Below are 25,432 nucleotides of genomic sequence, written 5' to 3'. Positions count from 1 at the left end.
CAAGCCCGATCCTTCCGTTCTTCCGCCGCCCGCAAGGGCGGTGATTCGTCATCGCTATATGGAACCCAGCCGGACCGCAGGCGCAAGCCCCGGCTCATTTGGCTGCGTTCTTCGACCACCAGACCTCCGGGAAGCCGAGGCCGTAATAGGGCAGCTCCTGCGGATGGGCGAGGTGGTTCCAATAGGCGGTCTGCACCGACTTGGAATAGAACATCGGCACCACGTAATGATGGGCGAGGAGGACGCGGTCCAGCGCCTTGACGGTCGCCACCAGCTCGGCGCGGTCGGGCGCGAAGATGATCCGGCGGATCAGCTCGTCGACGGCGGGATCGGCGATGCCGGCATAGTTGCGCGACCCCTGCTGGTCGACCGAGGAGGAGCCCCAGTAATCGACCTGCTCGTTGCCCGGAACCAGGCTTTGCGCCCAGATGCCGTAGAGCATGTCGTAGTCGAAGCTGCGCACGCGGTTGGTATATTGCGAGCTGTCGACCGTGCGGATGCGCGCGTCGATACCGATATCGGTGAGGCTCTTCACATAGGGCAGGACGGTACGCTCCTGCGCCGGGTTGGAGAGCAGGATCTCGATGCCGAAGGGCTCGCCGGTCTTCACGTTCACCAGCTTGCGGTTCTTCAGCTCGTAGCCCGCCTCCTTGAAGAGCGTCATGGCCTTGCGAAGGTTCTCGCGCGTCTTCTTCGGATCGCCAGAAACGGGGTTGGTATAGGGCATGGTGAAGACTTCGGGCGGAACCTTGTCCTTCAGCTCCTCCAGGATTTCCTTCTCGCGGCCTTCCGGCAGGCCGGAAGAGGCAAGCTCGGTGCCCCAGAAATAGCTGTCGATGCGGTTGAGCCGGCCATAGGAGAGGTTGCGGTTCAGGCTCTCGAAATCGTAGGCGTAGTTCAGCGCCTCGCGCACCCGCTGGTCCTTGAATTTCTCCCGGCGCATGTTCGGCACGAAGGCCTGCATGATGCCGGTGGCGCGCAGCGGATTTTCGATTTCCTCGCGAATGATGCGGCCGTCCTTGGCGGCCGGGAAGTCATAGGCCGTCACCCAATGGCTGGAACTGTTGTCGCGGTAGAAATCGACATTGGCGGCGCGGAAGGCCTCGAATTCCACGTTGCGGTCGCCGAAGAACGTGTAGGTGATCGCGTCGAAATTGTTCTGGCCGACATTCACGTTGAGGTCCTTGCCCCAATAGTCGTCGCGCCGCTCGAAGCGGATGGAGCCACCCGGCTGGAAGTCGGCGATCTTGTAGGGGCCGGATCCCATGACCGGCTCCAGCGTCGTGCGGCCTATGTCACGCTTGTTGCCCTTGGCGTCCGTGCCCTCCCACCAGTGCTTGGGCACGATCTGGAACTGGCCGAGGATGTTGGGAAGCTCGTGGTTGTTCTTCTCGTCGAAATGGAAGGTGACGTCGCGCTCGCCGGTCTTTTCCGCCGAGACGACGTGTTTGTAGTAATTGGCGTGCAGCGGATTGTGCTCCTTCGATTTCTCGAAGGAGAAGATCACGTCCTCGGGCGTGACCGGCTGGCCATCCGCCCATTTGGCTTGCGCCCGAAGACGGAAGGTCGCGGAGGAAATGTCGTCGGGATAGGAGACGCCCTCGGCCAGCAGGCCATAGGCGGTGGTGATCTCGTCCTCGGCGGATTTCAGCAGCGTGTCGAAGACGAGGGACGCAACGCCCGACGCCGCCTCGCCCTTGGAAAGGATCGGGTTGAACGTATCGTAGGTGCCGGTTTCGGAAAGCTTCAGCTCGCCGCCCTTGGGCGCGTCGGGATTGACGTAGTCGAAATGGGCAAAGCCGTCCGGGTGCTTCAATTCGCCGATGGTGGAAAGGCCGCTGCGCCAGACCGGCTCGCTGGTTTCCTGCGCCTTCGCACCGGCCGCAAGCGCCAGCGACAGGGCCAGCGCCGTGGTGAACACCATTTTCCCGAAGGCTGCCTGCATTCCGATTCCCTTTCATATCCTCTGCCGAAGCATGGGCGAGAGAATAGGCAAAATCCGGGCAAATGACAGGCCCGCCATGAAAGCGGCGGTTTTTGCCACGCCTATTGCGGCCGGAGATTCACTTTAGCGAAAGGATGATCCTTTAACCTTTCGCAACCATTGCGACTTCGAGACCGGATAATGCCAGCCCATTCCATGCTTTCCCGCCTGACCACCTGCCTCCTCGCCGCCGGCCTTGCGCTGACCGCGCTCGCCACGCCGCTCGCGGCCGAGGAGCGGCCGGCCAAGGAACTCTTCGGTTCCAAGCGCCTGCCGGCGAAGATGGCGACCAATCCCTATGGCTCCTACGCCAAGGGCTGCATTGCCGGTGCGGTGGCGATCCCGACGGACGGCCCGGCCTGGCAGGCGATGCGCCTGTCGCGCAACCGGCGCTGGGGCCACCCCAACATGATCGCGCTGCTGGAGCAATTCTCGCAGGATGCACGGCAGCTCGGCTGGCCGGGCCTCCTGCTCGGGGATATCTCGCAGCCGCGCGGCGGGCCGATGCTCTCGGGCCATGCCTCCCATCAGGTGGGCCTCGACGCCGATATCTGGTTCACGCCCATGCCGGACCATCGCATGTCCGCCGAGGAGCGGGAAAAGCTGCCCTTCACCTCCATGCTCGACAAGAGCAAGTTCCTGACGGTCGATTCGCGCCGCTGGACCGCCACTCATGCCCGCCTCGTCATGAAGGCGGCGAGCTATCCGCAGGTGGACCGCGTCTTCGTCAATCCGGCGATCAAGAAGAAGCTCTGCGAAACCTGGCAGGGCGACCGCTCGCTGCTCGGCAAGGTGCGGCCGATCTACGGCCATGACGAGCACTTCCATATCCGCATCAAGTGCCCGGAAGGCGCGGCGGGCTGCAAGCCGCAGGCGCGGGTGCCGGCCGGCGACGGCTGCGATAAATCGCTCGCCTGGTGGTTCACCAAGGAGCCCTGGGAAAAGCCCAAGCCGAAGAAGGACGCCAAGCCCCTAAAACCCTGGTACGTGAAGATGTCGGACCTGCCGAAAGCCTGCGGCACGGTTCTCGCCAGCGCCTCGCCCTCTTCCGAGATGGAAGTGACCTATCAGGGCAATGGCGGCACCTCGACCGCGCTCGCCTTTTCGAACGGCGGGGCGGATGCGGGCGGCGCCAGCATCGAATCGGTGATCGCCGCCGACACGGCGCTGCCGGCCATCGTGCCGATCCCCATTCCGCGCCCCTTCCAGTAACCGATCCGGCGGCGGGGCTTTCCAAGGTCCCGCCGCTTTTGTATAAGGCGTTCAAATCGATTTAAATTCCCCGTCGAGGAACGCCCATGTCGCGCCGGAAATGCATTGCGCTCATCGCGCATGACGAGAAGAAGGACGACATGGCGGCCTTTGCCGCGCAGCACGAAAAGGTGCTGTCCCAGGCGAAGATCGTGGCGACCGGCACGACCGGCGGCCGCGTGCTGGAGGCCTGCCCCGGCCTCGACGTGACGCGCCTGAAGAGCGGCCCGCTCGGCGGCGACCAGCAGATCGGCGCGCTCATCGCGACCGGCGAGGTCGATCTCCTCATCTTCTTCGTCGACCCGCTCACCCCCATGCCGCATGACGTGGACGTGAAGGCGTTGATGCGGCTTGCCATCGTCTACGACATTCCGATGGCGCTGAACCGGGCGACGGCCGAACAGCTCCTCGACTTCGCGGCCGATTGACGGCAACCTAGCGGAAGCAGACCACCACACATAGAGAACGGGACAGCTTGATGGCACGGCCGGGCGACAACGACACGAACCTCCCCTTCCCCATCCTCGTCGGCGATATCGGCGGCACCAATGCGCGCTTCGCGCTGCTGATCGACGCCTTCGCCGAGCCAAAGCAGTTCCCCATCGTCCAGACGGCCGATTTCCCGAATATCGACGACGCGCTGCAGCGCTGCATTCTCGACACGACCTCGGTGCAGCCGCGCTCGGCGATTCTGGCGCTCGCCGGCCCCATCGAGGGCGACGAGGTGCCGCTGACCAATTGCCCCTGGGTGGTGCGCCCGCGCGACATGATCGCCAATCTCGGCTTCGAGGATGTGGTGCTGGTCAACGATTTCGAGGCGCAGGCGCTCGCCGTCGCCTCGCTCGGCGACGATGACCGCGAGAAGATCGGCCCCGGCATCGAGCGTCATTCGGCCTCGCGCGCCGTGCTCGGCCCCGGCACCGGCCTCGGCGTGGCCGGCCTCGTCCATGCGCGCCATAGCTGGATTCCTGTTCCCGGCGAAGGCGGACATGTCGATGTCGGCCCGCGCAGCGAGCGCGACTACCAGATCTGGCCGTTCCTCGAACCCATCGAGGGCCGCATCTCCGCCGAGCAGCTTCTGTGCGGGCGCGGCATCATGAACATCTACCACGCCATCGCCGCCGCCGACGGCGTCGACGCGACGCTTGCAACGCCCGCCGACGTGACCGCCAAGGCGCTGGCGCAGGACGACCGCATGGCCATCGAGACCGTCTCGCTGTTCTCGACCTATCTCGGCCGCGTCGCCGGCGACATGGCGATGATCTTCATGGCCAAGGGCGGCGTGTTCCTGGCCGGCGGCATCTCGCAGAAAATCCTTCCGGCGCTGCGCGGGCCGGAATTCCGCGCGGCCTTCGAGGACAAGGCCCCGCACAGCGCGCTCCTCGCCTCCATCCCGACCTATGTCGTCACTCACCCCGTCGCCGCGCTTGCCGGCCTTGCCGCCTTCGCCCGCATGCCGGACCGCTTCGGTGTTGCAACCGAGGGACGCCACTGGAAAAGGTGACGGCCTCGGTGACGCTTCGCCGCCGCGCGGACTCGCCAAAGGCGGACCGACCCCCTATAGAGCGGCCAACGGGCCGGTTTGCGCCGGCCGCCGTCGAGATCGTGCAGGGAAGTCAAGCCATTGGCCGATAAGAGTCGCAACGAGCGCCATTCCGTCAGCGCCGACACCGTCGCCACCGTGCTCAAGCGTGTCATCGCCGAAAACGGCCGCGAGCATGTGCGCGGCTACGCCATGGCCATCGGCTGCCTCGTGGTCGTGGCGCTGACGACCGCCTTTACCGCCTGGATCATGGAATCGGTGGTCAACGAGGCCTTCGCCAACAAACGCGCCGACCTCGTCATGATCATCTGCGGCGCGATCTTCGCCGCCTTCGTGCTGCGCGGCATCGCAACCTATTACGAAGCCGTCATCCTCTCCAAGATCGGCAACAACATCGTGGCGCGCTACCAGCGCCGGCTCTATTCGCACCTGATGGCGCTCAGCGTCAGCTACTACAACGAATCGCGCTCGGCCTATCTCGCCGCCCAGATCAGCCAGAACGTCACCGGCATCCGCGACGTGCTGAACATGACGGTGACGTCCCTTGCCCGCGACGTGCTGACCCTCGTCGCGCTGATCGGCGTGATGATCTCCAAGGACTGGTTGCTGACGCTGCTCGTCTTCGTCGTCGCGCCGCCGCTGCTGCTGGGCCTGCGCTACGTTTCCAAGCGCCTGCGCAACGCGACGCGCGAGGCAGTGGAGCTGAACAGCCACGTTCTCGGCGCCATGCAGGAGACGATCCAGGGCATCACCATCGTCAAGGCCTTCACCATGGAGACCGAGCTGAAGACCAAGGTGGAAGCCATCATCGGCGAGGCCGAAAGCCGCTCCAACCGCATCGCGCGGCTGACCGAGCGCACGGCGCCGATGACCGAGACCTTCGCGGGCTTCGCCATTTCCGGCGTTCTCGCCTATGCCGCCTATCGCTCGATCTATGCCGGCGTGATGCCGGGCGCCTTCTTCGCCTTCGTCGCCGCGCTGCTGATGGCCTACGATCCGGCCCGCCGCCTCGCCCGCCTGCAGGTCTCGCTGGAGCGCGCCGCCGTCAATGCGCGCATGATCTACGAGATCCTCGACCTCAAGCCGCGCCAGGCCGACCTTGCCGACGCCAAACCGCTCACCATTACCGATGCGACGATCCGCTTCGACAATGTGCGCTTCGGCTATTCGGAGAGCGAGACCATCCTCAAGGGCGTCTCCTTCACCGCCGAGGGCGGCAGGACGACGGCGCTTGTCGGCCCGTCCGGCGCGGGCAAATCCACCGTGATCAGCCTCATCCCGCGCTTCTACGATCCGGCGGAAGGCGCGATCCTGATCGACGGGCAGGACATCGCCCATGTGACCAAGCAGTCGCTCCGCAACGGCATCGCCTACGTTTCCCAGCAGCCCTATCTCTTCGAGGGCACGATCCGCGACAATATCCGCTACGGCCGGCCGGACGCGACGGACACTGAAATCGAGGAAGCGGCGCGCCACGCCTATGCACACGACTTCATCCTCGCCCAGCCGCTCGGCTACGACACGCCCGTCGGCGAAAACGGCGTGACGCTTTCGGGCGGCCAGCGCCAGCGGCTGTCGATTGCCCGCGCCCTGGTGCGCAATGCGCCGATCCTCCTGCTCGACGAGGCGACCTCCGCGCTCGACACCGAGTCGGAACAGGCCGTGCAGAAGGCGCTGGACGAGGCGATGAGCGGGCGCACCGTCGTCGTCATCGCCCATCGCCTGTCGACCGTCGTGCGCGCCGACAAGATCATCGTGATGCAGGACGGCATGGTCGCCGAGGAGGGCACGCATGCGGCGCTTGCGGCCCGCGAAAACGGCCTTTACGCTCGCCTCAACAACCTTCAAGCACCCGTCGGCAATACGGGCACGTAATTACGGGACAGGACGCAAGACATGAGCGGCAACGCAATGAAGCTGGTCGTCGTGGGCGCTGCGGGCCGCATGGGCCAGACGCTCATCCGCACCATCCACGCCATCGAGGGCGCGGAGGTCTTTGCCGCCATCGAGCGTGAGGGGTCGCCCTTCGTCGGCCGCGATGCGGGGGAACTCGCCGGCCTCGGCCCCATCGGCGTTCCCGTCACCGACAAGCCGCTGGAAGCCTTCGTGGCGGCCGAAGGCGTGCTCGATTTCACCGCCCCGACCGCGACCGTCGAATTTTCCGGCCTCGCCGCGCAGGCGCGCATCGTGCATGTCGTCGGCACCACCGGCTGCTCGGCCGCCGACGACGAGAAGATCAGGGCCGCCGCCCGCCATGCCCGCATCGTCAAGTCCGGCAATATGAGCCTCGGCATCAACCTGCTCGGCGTTCTGACCGAGACGGCCGCCCGCGCGCTCGACGCCGCCGACTGGGATATCGAGGTGCTGGAAATGCACCACAAGCACAAGGTCGACGCTCCCTCCGGCACTGCGCTGCTGCTCGGCAACGCCGCCGCGAAGGGCCGCGGCATTGCGCTGGCGGACAATTCCGTGCGCGTGCGCGACGGCCATACCGGCCCGCGCCCCACCGGCACGATCGGCTTCGCCACGCTGCGCGGCGGTTCCGTCATCGGCGAACATTCGGTGCTGCTTGCCGGCGAGGGCGAGACGGTGACGCTGTCGCACAGCGCGACGGACCGCTCGATCTTCGCCCGCGGCGCGGTCAAGGCAGCGCTCTGGGCGCGCGACAGGAAGCCCGGCCTCTATTCCATGCTCGACGTGCTCGGGCTCAACTAAATCAGCGTCAGGAGACAGACCATATGAGCGGAACCCTCGTCCTCGTTCGCCACGGCCAGAGCGAATGGAACCTGAAAAACCTCTTCACCGGCTGGCGCGATCCCGACCTGACCGAACTCGGCGTCGAGGAAGCCAGGACCGGCGGCAAGGCGCTGGCCGAAACCGGCATCACGTTCGACATCGCCTTCACCTCCGACCTCACCCGCGCGCAGAAGACGCTGAAGCTCATCCTCGACGAGATCGGCCAGCCCGGCCTCGAGACGATCCGCGACCAGGCCCTCAACGAGCGCGACTACGGCGACCTCTCCGGCCTCAACAAGGACGATGCGCGCGCCAAGTGGGGCGAGGAGCAGGTCCATATCTGGCGCCGCTCCTACGACATTCCGCCGCCGGGCGGCGAAAGCCTGCGCGACACCGGCGCACGCGTCTGGCCCTACTATCTCACGGACATCCTGCCCCGCGTGCTGCGCGGCGAAAAGGTGCTGGTCGCCGCGCACGGCAACTCGCTGCGCTCGCTCGTCATGGTGCTGGACAAGCTGACGAAGGATGAGATCCTGAAGCTCAACCTCGCGACCGGCGTGCCGATGGTCTACACGCTCAACGCCGATTCGACGGTGAAGTCGAAGGACGTTCTCGGGGACATGTCGGGCGCGCATTGAGCGCTTCGCCCACCACCTCCAACGGAAAAGGCCGGCTTTCGCCGGCCTTTTTGCATTTCAGGCCTTGCCCGATTCCCAGCCCAGCATGGCGCGCTTGCGCGTGAGGCCCCAGTGATAGCCGGTCAGCGCGCCGCTCTTGCCCAGCGCCCGGTGGCAGGGAACCACGAAGGAAATGGGGTTGCGGCCGACCGCCGCGCCGACGGCGCGCGAGGCGGTCGGCTGGCCGAGGCCCTCGGCGATGGAGGAATAGGTGACGGCGCAGCCCATGGGGATGCGCAGCAGCGCCTGCCAGACGCGGACCTGGAAATCCGAGCCGATCAGCACCACGCGCAGCGGCTCCTTGGGGTCCCAGCGCTTGGGGTCGAAGACACGCGCCGCGTAAGGGGCCGTCGCATCGCTGTCCTCGACATAATGGGCATTCGGCCAGCGCGAAGACATGTCCTCGAAGGCGTCCATGCCGCCCGGCTCGTCGGTGAAGGCGAGGCCGGCAAGGCCGCGGTCGGTGATCATGACCAGCGCCCGGCCGAAGGGCGAGGGGTGGAAGCCGTAACGGATCGTCAGGCCCGCGCCGCGCGCCTTCCACTCGCCGGGCGACATGGCCTCATGCGTGACGAAGAGATCATGCAGCCGGCCGGGACCGGAAAGGCCCACCTCGAAGCTCGTTTCGAGCAGCGGCAGCTCTTCCTGGCGCAGAAGGCGCTTGGCATGGTCGAGCGTGACGGCCTGCAGGAAGGCCTTGGGCGAAAGACCGGCCCAGCGGGTGAAGGTCTTCTGCAACTGCGTCGGCGACTGGCCGAGCCGGCCGGCAATGTCTTCAAGCCCCGGCTGGTCGCGGTAGTCCTCGGTGATCATCTCGATGACCCGGCGGACGGTCGCATAGTCGTCGCCCTCGGGCGTGATGTCGGTTTGCAAAGTCGCGGCAATATTCATCGCTTTTCTCCTGTGCCGCCAGAAAAGCACGCCCCCGGCGTGGCCGCCACCCGTTTCCTGCGGGGCCTTTCAATAACCGCGTTTCACCCGCGCCAGCGCGCCGGAAAAGGCCGAGGCGAAGCGCTCGCGGTCGTCGAGCGGCAGAAAAGCGCCGATATCGGTCTCTCGGCCGTTGCCCCTCAGATGCATCGCGGTGATGCCGATCTTCGGCTTGCGCGAGACGAGGAAGCGCGCCCAAAACGGGTTGAAGACGAACTCCGTTTCCTTGCCGGACGGGGTGATCTTGCGGATCGAGATATTGGTGCGCGATAGCGAGACGATCTCCTTCGCCTTTGCCGCCCGGTTGTTCAGCCAGAAAGCGCCGAAGAGGATGAGGAAATCCGCGCCGAAGAACATGACCACCGGCCAGGCGCCGGAAATCATGAAGACGGCCATATGGGCGAAACTGAGCGCGCCCGCGATGAGGAAGAAGACGCGGTGCCCGTTCCGCCCCAGCGAGCGATAGGGATGCAGCTCGGCGGAGAAGACCGGCCGGTCGTTCATCGTGATGTCGGCGTTGCCTTGGGTCATGACGCTTGATTATAAGCAAGCCGCGCGGGACTGTGTAGCGGTTTTGCGGCCCGCATCGGAGGCATCATGGACAGCGTGAAGACCCGGAAGAAAACGCCCTCGGCGCCGCCGCGCCGCAAGGCGCCCGCGCGGGTGAAAAGCCTCTATTCGCAGGACGAGCTGAAGGAGATGTTCCGGCGCTTCTCCATCCAGCGGCCGGAACCCAAGGGCGAGCTGGAGCATGTGAACCCGTTCACGCTCGTCGTCGCCGTGGCGCTTTCCGCGCAGGCGACGGATGCCGGCGTCAACAAGGCGACGCGCGCGCTCTTCAAGATCGCCGACACGCCGGAGAAGATGCTTGATCTCGGCGAGGAGAAGGTCCGCGAATACATCAAGACCATCGGCCTCTACCGCAACAAGGCCAAGAACGTCATCGCGCTCAGCCGGATGCTGGTCGAGCGCTTCGGCAGCGAAGTGCCACGCACCCGCGAGGAACTGGTGATGCTGCCCGGCGTCGGCCGCAAGACGGCCAATGTCGTGCTCTCCATGGCCTTCGGGCATGCGACGATGGCGGTCGACACGCATATCTTCCGCATCGCCAACCGGCTGCTCCTCGCCCCCGGCAAGACGCCGGACGAGGTGGAGGACAAGCTGATGCGCATCGTCCCCGACGAATATCTCTACCACGCCCACCACTGGCTGATCCTGCATGGGCGGTACTGTTGCAAGGCGCGCAAGCCGGAATGCGAGCACTGCGTCATCGCCGATCTCTGCAAGTCGCCGGAAAAGACCTGCGACGTGCCCGCCCCGCTGGTCGAGCTGCCGGCGCAGATGTTCGGCCCTACGCCCTGAGCCCATCCAGCAGGGCGGCGATCGCCCCCTCATAGGCCTTGCGGTCGCCGCCGGCCTCGATGGCGATGGCCGCGCGGTCGAAGGCGGCGGAGAGAAGGCCGGTGAGCGCCACGAGTTTCCCCGCCTCGACATCCGGCCCCAGCAAGGCGGACAGCCCCGTTTCGAGCGTGCTTTCGGCATTGTCCCGTTCGATTGCCCCTGCCCCCTCGAAGCCGAGCACGGCGGGGGCTTCGAGAAGCAGAAGGCGCGTGCGGCCGGGTGCCGCCATGGCGTCGAAATAGGCCGACGCGCCGAGAAGCAGCGCCTCGCGCGGCGTGCCGGCCGGCACCGACACGGCCTCGATGCGCTCCGCCACGGCTTGCGCCTCGCGCTCCAGAACGGCGCGGAAGAGCGCCTTCTTGTCCTCGAAATGGTGGTAGAGCGCGCCCCGCGTCACCCCGGCTTCCCCCACGATGTCGGGCGTCGCCGTCTCCGCATAACCCTTTTCCACAAAAAGCCGCCGGGCAGCCTCAATCAAAGCGAGGCGCGTCGCCTCGGTGCGTTCCTTGTTGCTGCGCGCCATCTCGCCTCTTTACATACAAACTGTATGTATGTTAATTCATAGAAACATGCAGATTGTATGTTTTCTCCAAAGGCAATTCCAGCAAAAATGCGCAGCGGTTTTGCGCCCGGAATTGTGCCAAGCCGAAAGGGAAAGAGATGAAAACGACCAGCTACTATCCTGTCATCATGACCGACGACGTCGCCGGCACCGCCGCCTTCTACACGGCGCATTTCCGCTTCGAGGCGCTCTTCACCAGCGATTGGTACATCCATCTCCAGTCCCGCGAGGATGAGAAGGTGACGCGCGCCGTACTCGACCGCAATCACGAGACCATTCCGGCCGTCGGCCGGGGCAAGACAGCCTCCGGCCTGCTCCTGAATTTCGAGGTCGAGGATGTCGATGCCGTCCATGACGCCGTGCGCGCCGCCGGCCTGCCGATCCTCCTTGCCATTCGCAACGAGGATTTCGGCCAGCGCCATTTCATCACCGCCGATCCGAATGGCGTGATGATCGACGTGATCAAGCCGATCCCGCCGAGCGCCGACTATGCGGCCCTCTACGATGCGTCAGTTCTGCCGCAGTGAGAAGCCGGGATCCCTGCGGCTCAGCGCCTTGTGGAGATGCACCATGAGGCCGGCCGCAAAGAGCGGCGTCATCAGGTTGACGATGGGGATCGCCAGAAACGCGGCGATGACGAAGCCGGCAAGGAGGACCGTGGAGGCGTGCTTGGCACGGAACAACCGCGCCTCGGCGGGCGGGCGGTAACGCATGGCGGCGAATTCGAAGAATTCCCGGCCGAGCAGGTAGCCGTTGACGAGGAAGAAGGCGACGAGGTTCACGCCGGGAATGAACAGCAGGAACAGGGCGATGAGGTTGCCGAGGATGACCACGCCGAGGAATTTCAGCGACCCCGCGATGGCTTGGCCGAGCGGCAGCGCCGTGCCTACCGCCTCGCCGGGATAGTCGCGCGTCTCGATGACCTCTGCGACATCGTCGAGGAAGAAACCGGCGATGATGGCCGTGACCGGCGCGAGCAGCAAAGCGAGGCCGAGCGCAAGGCCGAGGCTTGCGACGATGCCGAAGACGAAGGTGAGCCAGCCAGCCCAATCCGGCAGGTTCGGCATCATCGCCCCCTCGATCCATGGCCAGGCGAAGGCGATGAAGGTTTCGCGCAGCCCGAACCAGATCACGACAAGGGCCAGGAGCGTCAGCCCCAGAACCTTCCAGAAGACGCTGCGCGTCTCGGGCGCGAAGAGATTGGCGAGCGAAAGCCGGACGGCGTGGACGATCATCGAAAACTCCTGTTCGATCCCGCATGTAGGATGTGGAAAAGCCCCGGGCAAGACGGGCGGCCGCGCCCTCCGTTAAGACCTCGTTAAAGGACCGCTCCTAGACTCCCGCGCACCCGCACGGAGCCGTGCGCGACACATCAGGAAACCGTCATGCGTCATGCCCGGATCAGCAGGCTCCTGCCCGCCCTCTTCGTCCTCGTGGCCGTTCCGGCCGGATTGCAGGGCCTCTTCGGCGGCGCGGCCTTCCCCGCGGACTGGGCCTTGCCCGCCGCCGCAGCGGGCCTTGCACTGGCCGCCGCCATCCTTGCCGGACGCCGCGTCGCAACGCCGCTCGATGAGCTTGCCGTAGCCGTACGGCGCCTCGCCGCCGGCGACACGGCGGTCGATATTCCCCATGCCGACCGAGGCGACGAGATCGGCGCCCTGGCGCTTGCCGTGGCGGCGCTGCGCGACGATGCGGCCGAACGCCAGAACCGCGACCGCCGGAACGAGGACGACCGCCGCCGGACCGATGGCGAGCGGCAGGCGCGCGAGGCCGAACATATCCGCGAGAGCGGCCGTATGCAGGAAGCCGTCGCCGGCCTTGCCGACGCGCTCGGCAGGCTTGCCGGCGGCGACATGACCTGCCGCATCGAAAAGCCCTTTTCCGGCGATCTCGACCGCCTGCGCGAGGATTTCAACGCCGCCGTGGCACGCCTTGGCGAAGCGCTGCGCGACGTCGGCGAGAATGCGCGCGCCATCGACGCCGGCGCCAGCCAGATCCGCACGGCCGCCGACGACCTGTCGCGCCGCACCGTGCAGCAGGCCGCCTCCATCGAGGAGACCGCCGCCGCGCTGAAAGAGATCACCACCACCGTGAAGCGCTCCACCCTGCGGGCGGAAGAGGCAGGCTCGCTTGTCGCCCGCACCCGTACGGGTGCGGAGAAATCCGGCGAGATCGTGCGCCGCGCCGTCGCAGCGATGCAGGAAATCGAGAAATCCTCCAGCGCGATCAACAGCATCATCGGCGTCATCGACGACATCGCCTTCCAGACGAACCTTCTGGCGCTCAATGCCGGCGTGGAAGCCGCCCGCGCGGGCGAGGCCGGCAAGGGCTTCGCGGTCGTGGCGCAGGAGGTGTGGGAACTGGCGCAGCGCTCGGCCAAGGCCGCCCGGGAGATCAAGTCGCTGATCACCACTTCGGGCGAACAGGTGCGCACCGGCGTCGCTCTGGTCGGCGATACGGGCCGCTCGCTCCAGACCATCGTCACGGAGGTCGAGGAGATCAACGGCCATGTGCAGGCGATCGTCGGGGCCGCCCGCGAACAGTCGACCGGCCTTCAGGCGATCAACACCACCGTCCATGCCATGGACCAGGGCACGCAGAAGAACGCCGCCATGGTGGCGGAAACGACCGCCGCCAGCCATGGCCTCGCCTCCGACGCGCAGGCGTTGAACGCGCTGCTCGGTCGCTTCGACATCGGCGGCACCACCGCCGCCGGCCGCACCGTGCGCGCGCCGCATCTCCAGGTGGTTCCGTCCACACCGCCGCCGCCCGCGCCGGAGCAGAAGGTCGCCCGCAAATCGCCCGGTCAGTGGAACATCAGGGCCGTCACGGACAAATCCCGCCCCGTCACCTCCCCCGCCCTTGTGCTCAGCGACAAGCTCGCCGGCGCGCTCGGGGTGCGGCAGGACAAGGGAGACGATGGAGACTGGGAAGAGTTCTGAGGCCAGTCTTTAAAGACTAGGGCCAATCGACCTTCGGCTCAGGCTGAGCCGAAGGTCGATTGGCCCTAGCCGTCTTCCGGCGGATAGGCATGTGCCTGTCCGCGAAAATCGCGCAGGCGGAAACAGCCGTCGTCCGCCTCCTCCACCGCCAGCGAATCCGCCCGCACCTTGCCGTGCCCACCGGGGATATCGAGAATATAGGCCGGCTGGCAGAGGCCGGAGACCCGGCCGCGCAGGCTTTCGACCAGCGCCCGGCCCTCGGCGAGCGACAGGCGGAAAAGCGCCGTGCCGGGGGCAAGGTCCGGGTGGTGCAGGTAATAGGGTTTCACGCGGTTCTCGACGAAGGCGCGCATCAGGGCGGCCAGCACCCCGGCATCGTCGTTGACGCCCTTCAGAAGCACCGTCTGGCTGACCATCACGATGCCGACATCGACGATGCGGGCGATGGCGGCGCGGGCCTCCACCGTGAATTCGCGCGGATGGTTGGCGTGGAGCGCCACATAGGTCGTCTTGCCGGAGGCCTTCAGCGCCTCGATGAGCGCGGCGTCGATGCGGTCGGGATCGACGACGGGAACGCGGGTGTGGAAGCGCACGATCTTCACATGATCGATGGCGGCAAGCCGCTCCATGATCGCCTGAAGGCGGCGCGGGGAGAGCACGAGCGGATCGCCGCCCGTCAGGATGACCTCCCAGATTTCCGGCCGTTCCGCGATATAGGCGATGGCCACGTCCAGCGCCTTGGCCGAGAGCGTGCCCAGCCCTTCCGGCCCGACCATTTCGCGGCGGAAGCAGAAGCGGCAATAGACCGGGCAAACATGCACGGCCTTGAGCAGCACCCGGTCCGGGTAGCGATGGACGATGCCCTCGACGGGACTGTGCGCGAGATCGCCGATGGGATCGGCGCGCTCTTCCGACAAAGTGACGAGTTCGGCAGCATCGGGGATGAACTGGCGGGCAATGGGATCGCGCGGATCGTCCGTGTCGATCAGCGCGGCAAGCGCGGGCGTGACGGCGACGGCGTAGCGCTCGGCGACGGCGGCCGCATCCGCCCGCTTCGCTTCGGGCAGAAGACCGGCGGCTGCAAGCTCGGCGACCGTGGTCAGGCTGCGGGCGGCGGTCACGGCTGGGTCTCCGCGACGGGGGCCCAGAGCACCTGGTCGATACGCGATGCGCCTGTCGCCAGCATGACCAGCCGGTCGAAGCCGAGCGCGATGCCGCTCGCTTCCGGCATCATAGCGAGCGCGGCGAGGAAATCCTCATCGAGCGGGTAGGTCTCGCCGTAGACACGGGCCTTTTCCGCCATTTCCATTTCGAAGCGGCGGCGCTGTTCGGCGGCGTCCGTCAGTTCGCCGAAGGCATTGGCGAGCTCCACGCCGCAAGCGTAAAGCTCGAAGCGCTCGGCGACACGCGGATCGTGCGGCGCGGGGCGTGCCAGCGCAGCCTCGGCGGTCGGGTATTCGCACAGGATCGTGGCGCGGCCGAAGCCAAGTCCGGGTTCGACCTTTTCCACCAGCACGCGGCTGAAGAGGTCGGCCCAGGTGTCGTCTTCCGCGACACGCAGGCCTGCCGTCCGCATGGCGGTCGCAAGGGCCGCGCGGTCCGTCGAACCATCGGGGCGGATCGTTGCGAGAAGATCGATGCCGGCATGGCGCGTGAAGGCATCCGCCACCGTCAGCCGTTCGGGTGATAGCGCGGGATCGCAGGTCGCGCCGCGATAGGTAAGCTGGGAAGCGCCGGCCACTTCGGCCGCCAAAGCAAGCATCTCGCCGCAATCGGCCATCAGCACGTCATAGGTCTCGCCGGCGCGATACCATTCCAGCATGGTGAATTCAGGATGATGCAGCGGGCCGCGCTCGCGGTTGCGATAGACATGGGCGAAACAGGCGATACGGCGCTCACCCGCCGCCAGCAGCTTCTTGCAGGCGAATTCCGGCGAGGTGTGCAGATAGAGCGGCGTCTTCGTGCCCGCATGGCCGATGGCGGCAGTCTCGAAGGCATGCAGATGCGCCTCGTTGCCGGGCGAGACCTGCAAGGTCGCCGTGTCCACCTCGATGAAGTCGCGCGCGGCAAACCAGCCGCGCAGCGCCGCCTGGATGCGGTTTCGCGCCATCAGGAAGGGCCGGCGATCGGCATGGACGTCGGGCGTCCACCAGGGCGAGGGCTTCAGGCTTGTGGCGCTCATGGAACAGGTTTCTTCGGCGATGCCGGCGGCAAGACTGGTCTTTTGCCGGAATATAGGGTAGTTGCGGCCCCGAAAACGTATTTTCAGCGTTCGCGGAAACGTCTTGTGGCGGTCCTCTACGACGCGAACCATCCAGTTACAAGGAAGACTTATGGTAAAGATCATCGCCTCTTCCGTCCGCAAGGGCAATGTCCTCGAGGTCGAAGGCAAGCTCTATGTCGTGCTGACGGCGCAGAACTTCCACCCGGGCAAGGGCACGCCGGTCACGCAGGTCGACATGCGCCGCATCTCCGACGGCGTGAAGGTTTCCGAGCGCTACCGCACGACCGAGCAGGTCGAGCGCGCCTTCGTGGAAGACCGCGAGCACAACTTCCTTTATGACGATGCCGACGGCTTCCACTTCATGAACCCGGAAAGCTACGACCAGCTCACCATGTCCAGCGAAGACATCGGCGACCTCAAGGCCTACCTCCAGGAAGGCATGACGGTCATCCTGTCGGTCCACGAAGGCGTCGCCATCGCCATCGACCTGCCGCGTCACGTGACCCTCGAGATCACCGAGACCGAGCCGGTCGTGAAGGGCCAGACGGCGTCTTCCTCCTACAAGCCGGCGATCCTTTCGAACGGCGTGCGCACGCTGGTGCCGCCGCATATCACGGCCGGCACGCGCGTCGTCATCGCGACGGAAGACGGTTCCTACGTGGAACGCGCCAAGGACTGATCGGCCCTGCGCCGATGCATCGAGCCGCCCGCCGGAAACGGCGCGGCGGCTTTTTTCTTTCAACTTCCGCAAAATCCATTATGAGCAAATCCCGGCTCTTACAAAACCGAGACGGGAATCCATGACCAAATTCGACGTGCTGACGGTCGGCAACGCCATCGTCGACATCATCGCGCGCTGCGATGAGGCCTTCATCACCGATAACGGCATCATCAAGGGCGCGATGAACCTCATCGACGCCGAGCGGGCGGAACTGCTCTATTCCCGCATGGGCCCCGCGCTCGAAGCCTCCGGCGGCAGCGCCGGCAACACCGCCGCGGGCGTCGCTAGCTTCGGCGGCAAGGCCGCCTATTTCGGCAAGGTGGCGAACGACCAGCTCGGCGACATCTTCATCCACGACATCCGCGCCCAGGGCGTGCATTTCGAGACGAAGCCGCTCAAGGGTACCCCGCCGACCGCCCGCTCGATGATCTTCGTGACGCCAGACGGCGAGCGCTCGATGAACACCTATCTCGGCGCCTGCGTGGAGCTTGGCCCCGAGGACGTGGAAGAACAGGTCGTGGCGGAAGCCAAGGTCACCTATTTCGAAGGCTATCTCTGGGATCCGCCGCGCGCCAAGGATGCGATCCGCGAATGCGCCCGCATCGCCCATGCCCATGGCCGCGAAGTCTCGATGACGCTGTCGGACAGTTTCTGCGTGCATCGCTACCGCGGCGAATTCCTCGACCTCATGCGCTCCGGCACGATCGACATCGTCTTCGCCAACAAGGCCGAGGCGCTGGCGCTCTACGAGACGGAGGATTTCGAGGAGGCGCTGAGGCGCATTGCCGAGGACTGCCGGATGGCGGCGGTGACGATGAGTGAAGAGGGCTCCGTCATCCTGACGAAGGGCGAGCGCACAAAGGTGGACGCGATCAGCGTTCCGCGCGTGGTGGATACGACGGGGGCGGGCGATCTCTACGCCGCCGGCTTCCTCTACGGCTACACCGCCGGGCGGTCGCTGGCCGATTGCGGCCGGCTGGGCAGCCTTGCCGCAGGATTGGTCATCCAGCAGATCGGCCCGCGTCCGCTGCTGTCGCTGGCGGAAGAAGGCCGCAAGGCCGGCCTTATTTGAAGGCTTCGCCGGGATAGGCGCCCCAGATCTCGTTCTGCGAGACCCAGCCGGCCGTGCCGTCCACTTCGGCGCGGCACCAGTCGCCATTGCATTCGCCGACCTTGACGACGACGCCGGGCTGGATCTTGGCGACCAACGTGGCATTGGGCAGCGCCTCGCGGCGCATGTTGACGAAGATGCCGTCGCCCTTGCCGCGCATCCACGGCGCGGTCACGGCGGTGCGCTCACCGGAAAGCAGCGCCTGGTTGACCCAGCCTTCCGTGCCGTCCGCATCGCGGATGCGGCGCCAGTTATCGTATTCCTGGATGATCTCGACCGGCACGCCGGATTTCATGTAGCGCCAGGAAACGGCGTAGTCGACGCTGGGGCCGACGCGCAGGTTCACGCTCTTGGCCTTGAGGCTGACGAAGCGGGGCAGCGGCAGGCCGCTCGGCCCCTTGCCCGCCTGGGCATGGGCGAACTGGATGCCCGCGACGGAAACGAGGATGCCCGCAAGGGCGGCGAGGCTGAAACGCACGACAAGGTTACGCATGGGTGATCCGCACAATTTTTTGAAGGGACATCGGGCTGCCGGACCGGTACTGGCAGGCAAATCGCGGGAACGGCCCCTTGGGCGGATTGTCTTCGCGACCGGGTCTGGTAGAAAATGCCCCTGATGAAGCAATCCTTGCCCAACTTGGTTAAGGACCCGTCAACAGGACGCCGGAACACCCCATGACGCAGAAGAAAAAACCGAAGGTCTACATCACCCGCCGCCTGCCAGAGGTGGTGGAGACCCGGATGCGCGAACTGTTCGACGCCGAACTCAACATCGACGACACGCCGCGCAGCCAGCCCGAACTCGTCGCCGCCGTGAAGAGCGCGGACGTTCTGGTGCCGACGCTGACGGACCGGATCGACGCCGCGCTGATCGAGCAGGCCGGGCCGCAGCTCAAGCTGATCGCCTGCTTCTCCAACGGCGTCGACAATGTCGATGTGGAAGCGGCCGCGCGAAAGGGCATCACCGTCACCAACACGCCGAACGTGCTGACGGAAGATACGGCCGACATGACGATGGCGCTGATTCTCGCCGCGCCGCGCCGCCTTGCGGAAGGCGCGCGCATTCTGACGGACCGCCGGGGCGAATGGTCCGGCTGGTCGCCGACCTGGATGCTCGGCCGGCGCATCTGGGGCAAGCGCCTCGGCATCGTCGGCATGGGCCGCATCGGCACCGCCGTCGCCAAGCGCGCCCGGGCCTTCGGCCTGTCCATCCACTACCACAACCGCAACCGCGTGCATCCGGACACCGAAGACGCACTGGAAGCGACTTACTGGGACAGCCTCGACCAGATGCTCGCCCGCGTGGATATCGTCTCGGTCAACTGCCCCTCGACACCCGCCACCTTCCACCTGCTCTCGGCCCGCCGGCTCGAGCTGATGCAGCCGACGAGCTATATCGTCAACACGGCGCGCGGCGGCATCATTGACGAGACGGCGCTGATCAAGTGCCTGAGGGAAGGCAGGATCGCCGGCGCCGGCCTCGACGTCTTCGAGAACGAGCCGTCGGTCAATCCGAAGCTGCTGAAGCTTGCCGCCGACGGCAAGGTCGTGCTGCTGCCGCATATGAGCTCGGCCACCATCGAGGGCCGCGTCGACATGGGCGAGAAGGTGGTGATCAACATCCGCACCTTCTTCGACGGTCATCGCCCGCCGGACCGGGTGCTGCCGAGCCGGGTTTAGGGTCTCGTCAGAGGCATCCTCTCTGCTCTGACGGGCAGGGAGGCGGCGGCAAGCGCCTGCGCAATCAGGAGGCGCTCTTGCGGCGCTTGTATTTCAGCGTCTCAAACCGCGCCGCCAATCCATCATAAAGCAGCAGCCGCCCGACCAGCGGCTCCCCCGCCCCCGTTACCAGCTTGATCGCCTCCATCGCCATCAGCGTGCCGATGACGCCCGTCAGCGCGCCCACGATGCCGGCTTCCGCGCAGGCGGGCACGACGCCGGGCGGCGGGGCAGCGGGGAAGAGGTCGCGATAGGCGGGATTGAGCACGCCGTCCGGTCCGGCCTCATAGGGCTTCAGCACCGTCACCGAACCGTCGAAGCGGCCGACCGCACCGGTGACGAGCGGAATGCGCGCGGCTTCCGCCGCATCCGCCGAGGCGTAGCGGGTGTCGAAATTGTCCGAGCCGTCGATGAGGAGGTCGTAGCCGGAGAGGAGGCGCGCGGCACTGGCCGGCGTCAGCCGCTCGGCGATGCCGGTGAAGCGGACATGCGGGTTGAGGCGGGACACCGCCGCCTCGGCACTGGCGATCTTCGTTGTGCCGAGGCCGGCCGTATCGTGGATCACCTGGCGCTGGAGGTTGGAGAGCGAGACCGTGTCGTCGTCGAGCACGCCGATATGACCGATGCCGGCGGCGGCGAGATACTGGATGACCGGCGCGCCAAGGCCGCCGGCCCCGACGATCAGGACATGGGCCGCCTTGAGCTTCTGCTGGCCCGCGCCGCCGATTTCGGCAAGCACGATATGGCGGCGGTAACGGTCGATTTCTTGCGAAGTCAGCGGATCGGTCATGGCAGGATGCCTCCGTTCGAGACGGTGAGGAACTGGGCGCGCTCGCCGAGCGCATCGAACATGGCGCGGTCGGTGCCCGTCATGAAAGCCTGCCCGCCGAGCGAATCGACCCGGTCGAACAGCGCGGCGCGCCGGCCCTCGTCGAGATGGGCGGCAATCTCGTCGAGCAGCAGCACGGGCGCATGGCCGGTCATGCCCGCGACCAGCCCGGCATGGGCGAGGATAAGGCCGACGAGCAGCGCCTTCTGCTCGCCCGTCGAGCAGCGCTCGGCCTCCATGTCCTTCTCGCGGTGGCGGATGAGAAGATCGGCGCGGTGCGGGCCATCGAGCGTGCGGCCGGCGGCGGCGTCGCGGTAGCGGCCGTCCCGCAGCATGCCGAGATAGATATCCTCGATCTCATAGGCCGGACGATGCCATTCCCCGTCGAGGAAACCGGAAAGCCGCATGGTGGCCGAGGGGAACGGCCCGTCGTCGCGGGCCGCCTCGACGAGACCGGAAAGAAGGCCGACGAGTTCGTGGCGGGCATGGGCCATGGCGATGCCGAGTTCGGCCATCTGCTTTTCCAGCGCCGTCAGCCAGACGGGATCGGCCCGGTGCTCGGAAAGCAGGCGGTTACGGCCGCGCATCGCCTTTTCAAAATCCGCCGCGCGGCGGCCGTGCTCGGGGTCGAGCGACAGGACCAGCCGGTCGAGGAAGCGGCGGCGGTCGGCGGAGGGGCCGGTGAACAGCCCGTCCATGGCGGGCGTCAGCCAGACGACGCGCAAGTGATCGAGAAGCTCGTCCACGGTGCGGGCGGGCGTGCCGTTGAGCCGGAGTTTTCGTGACTGGCCATCCTCGCCGCCTTCCGTGCCGGTACCGATATCCACCTCGCCCGACATGCCTTCGAGCGTCGCGAAGACGGAGAAGCCGCCCTCGCTGCCGGCGCGCGGCACGTCGCCATAGGCGGCGCGGCGCAGGCCCCGGCCGGGCGAGAGGAAGGAGACCGCTTCCATGAGATTGGTCTTGCCGGCCCCGTTCTGCCCCGTCAGCACGACATGCCGGCCGTCGAGCGGCAGGGACAGGCCCGCATAGTTGCGGAAATCCGTGAGCTTGAGGCGGGAAAGGGAAACCTTGTGCGGCATGGCGTGAGAGCTAGAGCATTTTTCGCTTCAGTGGAATCACCTCGCGGCACATTCCCGGGTGAGCAACAGAAAGATGGGATGCCGGCGCGCGGGACACAAGCGCGTGAGCGCGGTTGCCTGTGCCGCCGGCAGCGGGTAATTCAAGGGCCCGCCTTGCCTTGCATCCTCCCCTCCCAAGCCAGCAGGTTCTCCCTTGTCCGCAAGCCCCGTCTTCGATCGCAGCTTCTCCGCCTTCCTGTTCGACATGGACGGCACGCTCCTCAACTCGATCCTCGCCACCGAGCGCGTCTGGACGCGCTGGGCGCTGAAACACGGCCTCGACGTCGCGACCTTCCTGCCGACCATGCACGGCAAGCGCGGCATCGACACGATCACCCTGCTCGGCCTGCCGGGTGTCGATCCGGCCGTCGAGGTCAAGGAAGTGGAACAGGGCGAGATGGACGATGTCGACGGCATCGCGCCCATTGCCGGCGCACTTGCCTTTCTTGCCGCGCTGCCCGCCGACCGCTGGGGCATCGTCACCTCCGCGCCCGCAAGGCTCGCCCGGCGCCGCCTTGCCGCCGCCGGCATTGCGCTGCCGAAGGTCATCGTGACGGCGGAGGACGTGACGAAGGGCAAGCCCGCCCCGGACGGCTACCGGCTCGGGGCCGCGCGCCTCGGCTTCGAGCCGACCGACTGCCTCGTCTTCGAGGACGTGCCGGCCGGCATCCTTGCCGGCGAGGGCGCGGGCGCGCATGTGGCCGTGATCACGGCGACGCACCACCATCCCATCGAGACCGGCCATCCGAAACTGGAAAGCTACGAGGGCGTCGCCCCGGAGGTGGACGGCGACGGCAGGCTGCGGCTCGTGCGGACCGCGGGCTGAGCGATCAGCCCGCCGGCCTCGGCACGATGCCGGCCAGAACCGTATCGATCACGGCGTCGACCTCCTCGTCGGAAATATCCAGCCGCTCCGTCAGCAGGCGGCCCCAGGCGAAGCTGGAGAGCATTTCCGTGACCAGTTCGGGGCGCACGTCGGCGCGCACCTCGCCGCGCTCCTGCGCCTTCTCGACGAGCCGGCGGCTCTGGAGGCGGCGCTCGGCCATGTAGGCGGACAAGGCGGCAAAGGCCTCCGGCTCGCCCTGGGCCTTCGCCACCACGCAGCGGAAGATCGCGCCGCTCGTGCCCTGCCAAGTCGCCAGTAGGCCCTTGAGATAGGCGCGCAGGTCGTCGCGAACGTTCCCCTTGTCGGGAAAATTGAAATCGACCTTCTTGCGGCAATGGTAGACATCGAGCAGCAGGGCGGCCTGCGAGGGCCACCAGCGGTAGATCGTCGGCTTGCCGGCCCGCGCGCGCCGCGCCACCGCCTCGATGGAGAAACCCGAAAGGCCGTTTTCCAGCAGCACCGCCTCCGCCGCCTGAAGGATCGCCTCCTGGCTGGCCGGATTGCGCGTGGCGCCGATCGAGCGGCGGGCGGGCTTCGTTTCTGCCTCGGTCATGGTCCTGTCCTTTTTCTTTCCCGTAGCACGAAACCTACTTGAACGGAACGTTTCGTTTCTATATAAACGAAACGTTCCGTTCCATAAAGGCTCCTCCCATGACCACGCCCTCCTCCCCCGTCCGTACGCTTTCCAAGCCGCATCTGGCGCTTGCCATGCTCGTGCCCGTCTATCCGCTGATCACCACGATCCTCTACATCGTGCTGCCGCTGACGGAAGGCTGGACGATCTGGCAGCGCACCGCCGTCATTACCCCGATCATGGTTTCCGCCATGGTCTTCGTCGTCTCCCCCTTCGTGCAGAAGCGCTTCGCCCGCTTCATCCTGCGCGCGAAATGAAAAAAGCCGGGGTCTTCCGACCCCGGCTTTTCCATGTCCGATGCCGCTCGCTCAGGCGGCCGGCTGGCGGGTCTTGCGCAGGTAGGGCAGGACCGTGTCGAAGGAGCCGAAGCGCGTGATCGCGTCTTCGTTGGAAACGGCGGCGGTGATGATGACGTCGTCGCCCTGCTGCCAGTTGGCCGGGGTTGCGACCTGATGCTTGCTGGTGAGCTGGATCGAGTCGATGGCGCGCAGGATTTCCGAGAAATTGCGGCCGGTCGTCATCGGATAGGTGAGGATCAGCTTGATCTTCTTGTCCGGGCCGATGACGAAGACCGAGCGCACCGTGGCGTTGTCGGCGGGCGTGCGGCCTTCCGAGCTGTCGCCGGCGGCGGCCGGCAGCATGTCATAGAGCTTCGCAACCTTGAGGTCCTTGTCGCCGATCAGCGGATATTCGACGTCGAAGCCGGTGGCGGTGCGGATATCGGCCTTCCACTTGGTATGGCTGTCGACCGGATCGACGGAGATGCCGATGATCTTGACGCCGCGCTTGCGGAACTCGCCCTCGATGCCGGCCATTGCGCCAAGCTCGGTGGTGCAGACCGGGGTGAAGTTCTTCGGGTGCGAGAAGAGAACGGCCCAGCCGTCGCCGATCCATTCATGGAAACCGATCTGGCCGGCGGTGGTGTCGGCGGTGAAGTCCGGCGCGATATCGTTGATACGAAGGCTCATGGGGTCGTCCTTTCTTCCATGCGGGGAGCGCGGGCCAGGCCCCGCGAAAATCTATCCGGGCGGTAGATAGAACGAAAAAACCGGCTTGCCTATAGCGGCGGGCCGCCGCTCGGGGCCGCCGCAGAGCGCAACTTTGCGCCGAACACGCGCGCCGCAAGAAGGCTTTCGGCGTCTCGTCCACCCCGCGCCAAACCGTTCCCCGAAGAGGCCGCACCGGGAAAAGTCGATTTTATTTTCGAATTCCGCCGTCAGGCATCGATTTCGGCGCGCCCGCTCGTCAGGTCGACGATCATCCGGCCAACCTCCTCCGCCTTTTCCGCCGGCACGCGGAAGACAAGGCGCGCGCCGGTGTCGTGATAGGTCTCGTCGTCCATCACAAGCCCCGCGAAGGATCCGAGCCGCGCCTTGACCAGCGCCAGATCGGAGAAGCCGAGCGACACGCCGAGCGTGACGCGCTCGACATATTCCGTCTTGGCGGCGGCGCGCAGGCACAGGGCCGCCGTGCCGCCATAGGCGCGGATCAGCCCGCCGCTGCCGAGCAGGATGCCGCCGAACCAGCGCGTGACGACGACCAGCGTGCGATCGAGCGCCTGCCCGTCGATGGCCTGCAGGATGGGTTTTCCCGCCGTGCCGCTCGGCTCGCCGTCATCGCTGAAACGATAGGCCTGGCCGATGCGGTAGGCCCAGCAATTGTGGCTGGCGGAAAGATCGGAAACCTCCGCCAGATATTGCTTCACCTCGGCCTCGCTCTCGACCGGGCAGGCGATCGCAAGGAAGCAGCTCTTGCGGACGTCCTGCTCGAAGCGTTCGATGCGATCCAGCGTGTACAAGGCCATTTCCCGGGCGGTTTTGGTTGCGGTCGAACCCGTCTCCTAGCCCTTCGGCATCCACGGTTTCAAGCACCGAGTAGACCACTAATTCTATAGACTATTGACAGTCGCCACGATTTTGCCATGATGTCCTCAGGATCGTACAACGACGGAGACGGTGGCATGATGTATCTCGGTGGCGTGACGCTCGGTTACTTCAACCTCTACCCGGTCGGCTTCCAGCCGAAGACCGAAGCAGCCGGCAGCGATGAAAAGGCCGCCCCGGCGACGGAAGACAGGCTCCCGCTCGAAGGCAGCCGCCTTTCGGCCTCCCGCCGCCCGGTGCAGTGGCCGGTTCACGTCTTCTTCTGAAATTTTCGCCCC

The 25,432-nt window shown here is 66.2% G+C and carries 28 protein-coding genes; 15 read left to right on the top strand and 13 right to left on the bottom strand.

Annotation, left to right across the window (positions count from 1 at the left end; genetic code table 11):
* Positions 1-94: 94 nt before the first annotated feature.
* Positions 95-1,945, bottom strand: coding sequence for an extracellular solute-binding protein (locus tag K8M09_RS18460; protein ID WP_160786766.1), 1,851 nt, complete (start codon positions 1,943-1,945; stop codon positions 95-97).
* 180 nt (positions 1,946-2,125) lie between these two features.
* On the opposite strand from K8M09_RS18460, the gene mepA reads away from it, so the two are divergent.
* The 6 genes from mepA (at position 2,126) to K8M09_RS18430 (ending at position 8,152) form a co-directional block, all read left to right on the top strand.
* On the top strand, positions 2,126-3,196 hold the full coding sequence (mepA, locus tag K8M09_RS18455; protein WP_160786767.1) for a penicillin-insensitive murein endopeptidase: 1,071 nt from the start codon (positions 2,126-2,128) through the stop codon (positions 3,194-3,196).
* An 86-nt stretch (positions 3,197-3,282) separates the two neighbouring features.
* On the top strand, positions 3,283-3,663 hold the full coding sequence (locus K8M09_RS18450) for a methylglyoxal synthase (RefSeq protein ID WP_160786768.1): 381 nt from the start codon (positions 3,283-3,285) through the stop codon (positions 3,661-3,663).
* A gap of 50 nt (positions 3,664-3,713) precedes the next feature.
* Positions 3,714-4,739 carry a glucokinase gene (locus K8M09_RS18445; RefSeq protein ID WP_160786769.1) on the top strand — a complete coding sequence of 342 codons (1,026 nt, stop codon included), beginning with the start codon at positions 3,714-3,716 and terminating at the stop codon, positions 4,737-4,739.
* A 120-nt stretch (positions 4,740-4,859) separates the two neighbouring features.
* On the top strand, positions 4,860-6,653 hold the full coding sequence (locus K8M09_RS18440) for an ABC transporter ATP-binding protein (RefSeq protein WP_160786770.1): 1,794 nt from the start codon (positions 4,860-4,862) through the stop codon (positions 6,651-6,653).
* A gap of 21 nt (positions 6,654-6,674) precedes the next feature.
* Positions 6,675-7,493, top strand: coding sequence for a 4-hydroxy-tetrahydrodipicolinate reductase (gene dapB / locus K8M09_RS18435; RefSeq protein ID WP_160786771.1), 819 nt, complete (start codon positions 6,675-6,677; stop codon positions 7,491-7,493).
* Positions 7,494-7,516: 23 nt separating this feature from the next.
* Positions 7,517-8,152: a 2,3-bisphosphoglycerate-dependent phosphoglycerate mutase gene (locus tag K8M09_RS18430; protein ID WP_160786772.1), complete on the top strand. Its 636-nt coding sequence runs from the start codon at positions 7,517-7,519 to the stop codon at positions 8,150-8,152.
* 57 nt (positions 8,153-8,209) lie between these two features.
* Here the strand turns inward: K8M09_RS18430 and K8M09_RS18425 are convergent, their stop codons facing one another.
* Together K8M09_RS18425 and K8M09_RS18420 are read right to left on the bottom strand one after the other, a co-directional pair.
* Entirely contained in the window at positions 8,210-9,082 is an 873-nt protein-coding gene (locus K8M09_RS18425; RefSeq protein WP_160786773.1) for a methylated-DNA--[protein]-cysteine S-methyltransferase, read from the bottom strand.
* 69 nt (positions 9,083-9,151) lie between these two features.
* Positions 9,152-9,652, bottom strand: a complete 501-nt coding sequence (locus tag K8M09_RS18420; protein ID WP_160786774.1) for a DUF2244 domain-containing protein — start codon at positions 9,650-9,652, stop codon at positions 9,152-9,154.
* A 66-nt stretch (positions 9,653-9,718) separates the two neighbouring features.
* Between K8M09_RS18420 and nth the strand changes: the two genes are divergently transcribed.
* Entirely contained in the window at positions 9,719-10,483 is a 765-nt protein-coding gene (gene nth / locus K8M09_RS18415) for an endonuclease III (protein WP_160786775.1), read from the top strand.
* Here the strand turns inward: nth and K8M09_RS18410 are convergent.
* Complete coding sequence (locus tag K8M09_RS18410; protein WP_160786776.1) at positions 10,473-11,045, bottom strand: TetR/AcrR family transcriptional regulator; 573 nt, start codon at positions 11,043-11,045, stop codon at positions 10,473-10,475. The genes nth and K8M09_RS18410 overlap by 11 nt on opposite strands.
* A 137-nt stretch (positions 11,046-11,182) precedes the next feature.
* Here K8M09_RS18410 and K8M09_RS18405 point away from each other — a divergent pair, with 137 nt between their 5' ends.
* On the top strand, positions 11,183-11,611 hold the full coding sequence (locus K8M09_RS18405) for a VOC family protein (RefSeq protein ID WP_160786777.1): 429 nt from the start codon (positions 11,183-11,185) through the stop codon (positions 11,609-11,611).
* Here the strand turns inward: K8M09_RS18405 and K8M09_RS18400 are convergent.
* Positions 11,594-12,319 (bottom strand): sulfate transporter family protein, encoded by a 726-nt coding sequence (locus K8M09_RS18400; protein ID WP_160786778.1) that lies wholly within the window; start codon positions 12,317-12,319, stop codon positions 11,594-11,596. The two genes, K8M09_RS18405 and K8M09_RS18400, sit on opposite strands and share 18 nt — an antisense overlap.
* A 150-nt stretch (positions 12,320-12,469) precedes the next feature.
* Here K8M09_RS18400 and K8M09_RS18395 point away from each other — a divergent pair, with 150 nt between their 5' ends.
* Positions 12,470-14,026, top strand: coding sequence for a methyl-accepting chemotaxis protein (locus tag K8M09_RS18395; RefSeq protein ID WP_160786779.1), 1,557 nt, complete (start codon positions 12,470-12,472; stop codon positions 14,024-14,026).
* A gap of 65 nt (positions 14,027-14,091) precedes the next feature.
* Here K8M09_RS18395 and K8M09_RS18390 read toward each other — a convergent pair whose 3' ends face one another.
* Both K8M09_RS18390 and epmA read right to left on the bottom strand, forming a co-directional pair.
* Positions 14,092-15,147 (bottom strand): lysine-2,3-aminomutase-like protein, encoded by a 1,056-nt coding sequence (locus K8M09_RS18390; protein WP_160786780.1) that lies wholly within the window; start codon positions 15,145-15,147, stop codon positions 14,092-14,094.
* Positions 15,144-16,208, bottom strand: coding sequence for an EF-P lysine aminoacylase EpmA (epmA, locus tag K8M09_RS18385; RefSeq protein ID WP_160786781.1), 1,065 nt, complete (start codon positions 16,206-16,208; stop codon positions 15,144-15,146). The genes K8M09_RS18390 and epmA overlap by 4 nt, the downstream gene beginning before the upstream one ends.
* Positions 16,209-16,359: 151 nt before the next feature.
* On the opposite strand from epmA, the gene efp reads away from it, so the two are divergent.
* Positions 16,360-16,929: an elongation factor P gene (gene efp, locus K8M09_RS18380; protein ID WP_160786782.1), complete on the top strand. Its 570-nt coding sequence runs from the start codon at positions 16,360-16,362 to the stop codon at positions 16,927-16,929.
* A gap of 121 nt (positions 16,930-17,050) precedes the next feature.
* Entirely contained in the window at positions 17,051-18,043 is a 993-nt protein-coding gene (locus K8M09_RS18375; protein ID WP_160786783.1) for an adenosine kinase, read from the top strand.
* Here K8M09_RS18375 and K8M09_RS18370 read toward each other — a convergent pair.
* Positions 18,036-18,575, bottom strand: coding sequence for an SH3 domain-containing protein (locus K8M09_RS18370; protein ID WP_160786784.1), 540 nt, complete (start codon positions 18,573-18,575; stop codon positions 18,036-18,038). The two genes, K8M09_RS18375 and K8M09_RS18370, sit on opposite strands and share 8 nt — an antisense overlap.
* Positions 18,576-18,757: 182 nt before the next feature.
* Between K8M09_RS18370 and K8M09_RS18365 the strand changes: the two genes are divergently transcribed.
* Complete coding sequence (locus tag K8M09_RS18365) at positions 18,758-19,762, top strand: 2-hydroxyacid dehydrogenase (RefSeq protein ID WP_160786785.1); 1,005 nt, start codon at positions 18,758-18,760, stop codon at positions 19,760-19,762.
* Between the two features lie 64 nt (positions 19,763-19,826).
* On the opposite strand, the gene moeB is transcribed toward K8M09_RS18365, so the two are convergent.
* Together moeB and recF are read right to left on the bottom strand one after the other, a co-directional pair.
* Positions 19,827-20,591: a molybdopterin-synthase adenylyltransferase MoeB gene (gene moeB, locus K8M09_RS18360; RefSeq protein ID WP_160786786.1), complete on the bottom strand. Its 765-nt coding sequence runs from the start codon at positions 20,589-20,591 to the stop codon at positions 19,827-19,829.
* The gene (recF, locus tag K8M09_RS18355; RefSeq protein WP_160786787.1) at positions 20,588-21,712 is read right to left on the bottom strand and encodes a DNA replication/repair protein RecF; all 1,125 of its coding nucleotides are present in this window, start codon (positions 21,710-21,712) and stop codon (positions 20,588-20,590) included. The genes moeB and recF overlap by 4 nt, the downstream gene beginning before the upstream one ends.
* 244 nt (positions 21,713-21,956) lie before the next feature.
* Between recF and K8M09_RS18350 the strand changes: the two genes are divergently transcribed.
* The gene (locus K8M09_RS18350) at positions 21,957-22,577 is read left to right on the top strand and encodes an HAD-IA family hydrolase (RefSeq protein ID WP_160786830.1); all 621 of its coding nucleotides are present in this window, start codon (positions 21,957-21,959) and stop codon (positions 22,575-22,577) included.
* 4 nt (positions 22,578-22,581) lie between these two features.
* On the opposite strand, the gene K8M09_RS18345 is transcribed toward K8M09_RS18350, so the two are convergent.
* The gene (locus K8M09_RS18345; protein ID WP_160786788.1) at positions 22,582-23,190 is read right to left on the bottom strand and encodes a TetR/AcrR family transcriptional regulator; all 609 of its coding nucleotides are present in this window, start codon (positions 23,188-23,190) and stop codon (positions 22,582-22,584) included.
* A 98-nt stretch (positions 23,191-23,288) separates the two neighbouring features.
* On the opposite strand from K8M09_RS18345, the gene K8M09_RS18340 reads away from it, so the two are divergent.
* Positions 23,289-23,528: a hypothetical protein gene (locus tag K8M09_RS18340; RefSeq protein ID WP_160786789.1), complete on the top strand. Its 240-nt coding sequence runs from the start codon at positions 23,289-23,291 to the stop codon at positions 23,526-23,528.
* A 51-nt stretch (positions 23,529-23,579) separates the two neighbouring features.
* Here K8M09_RS18340 and K8M09_RS18335 read toward each other — a convergent pair whose 3' ends face one another.
* Both K8M09_RS18335 and K8M09_RS18330 read right to left on the bottom strand, forming a co-directional pair.
* Positions 23,580-24,239, bottom strand: coding sequence for a peroxiredoxin (locus K8M09_RS18335; protein WP_160786790.1), 660 nt, complete (start codon positions 24,237-24,239; stop codon positions 23,580-23,582).
* Between the two features lie 248 nt (positions 24,240-24,487).
* On the bottom strand, positions 24,488-25,069 hold the full coding sequence (locus K8M09_RS18330) for an IMPACT family protein (RefSeq protein WP_160786791.1): 582 nt from the start codon (positions 25,067-25,069) through the stop codon (positions 24,488-24,490).
* Between the two features lie 162 nt (positions 25,070-25,231).
* Here K8M09_RS18330 and K8M09_RS18325 point away from each other — a divergent pair, with 162 nt between their 5' ends.
* Entirely contained in the window at positions 25,232-25,420 is a 189-nt protein-coding gene (locus K8M09_RS18325; protein ID WP_160786792.1) for a hypothetical protein, read from the top strand.
* Positions 25,421-25,432 lie beyond the last annotated feature (12 nt).

The organism is Shinella zoogloeoides, from assembly GCF_020883495.1.
GTDB lineage: Bacteria > Pseudomonadota > Alphaproteobacteria > Rhizobiales > Rhizobiaceae > Shinella > Shinella zoogloeoides.
Note: the sequence above shows the minus strand (reverse complement) of the source record. Positions and strands in the feature narration are given on the sequence as shown.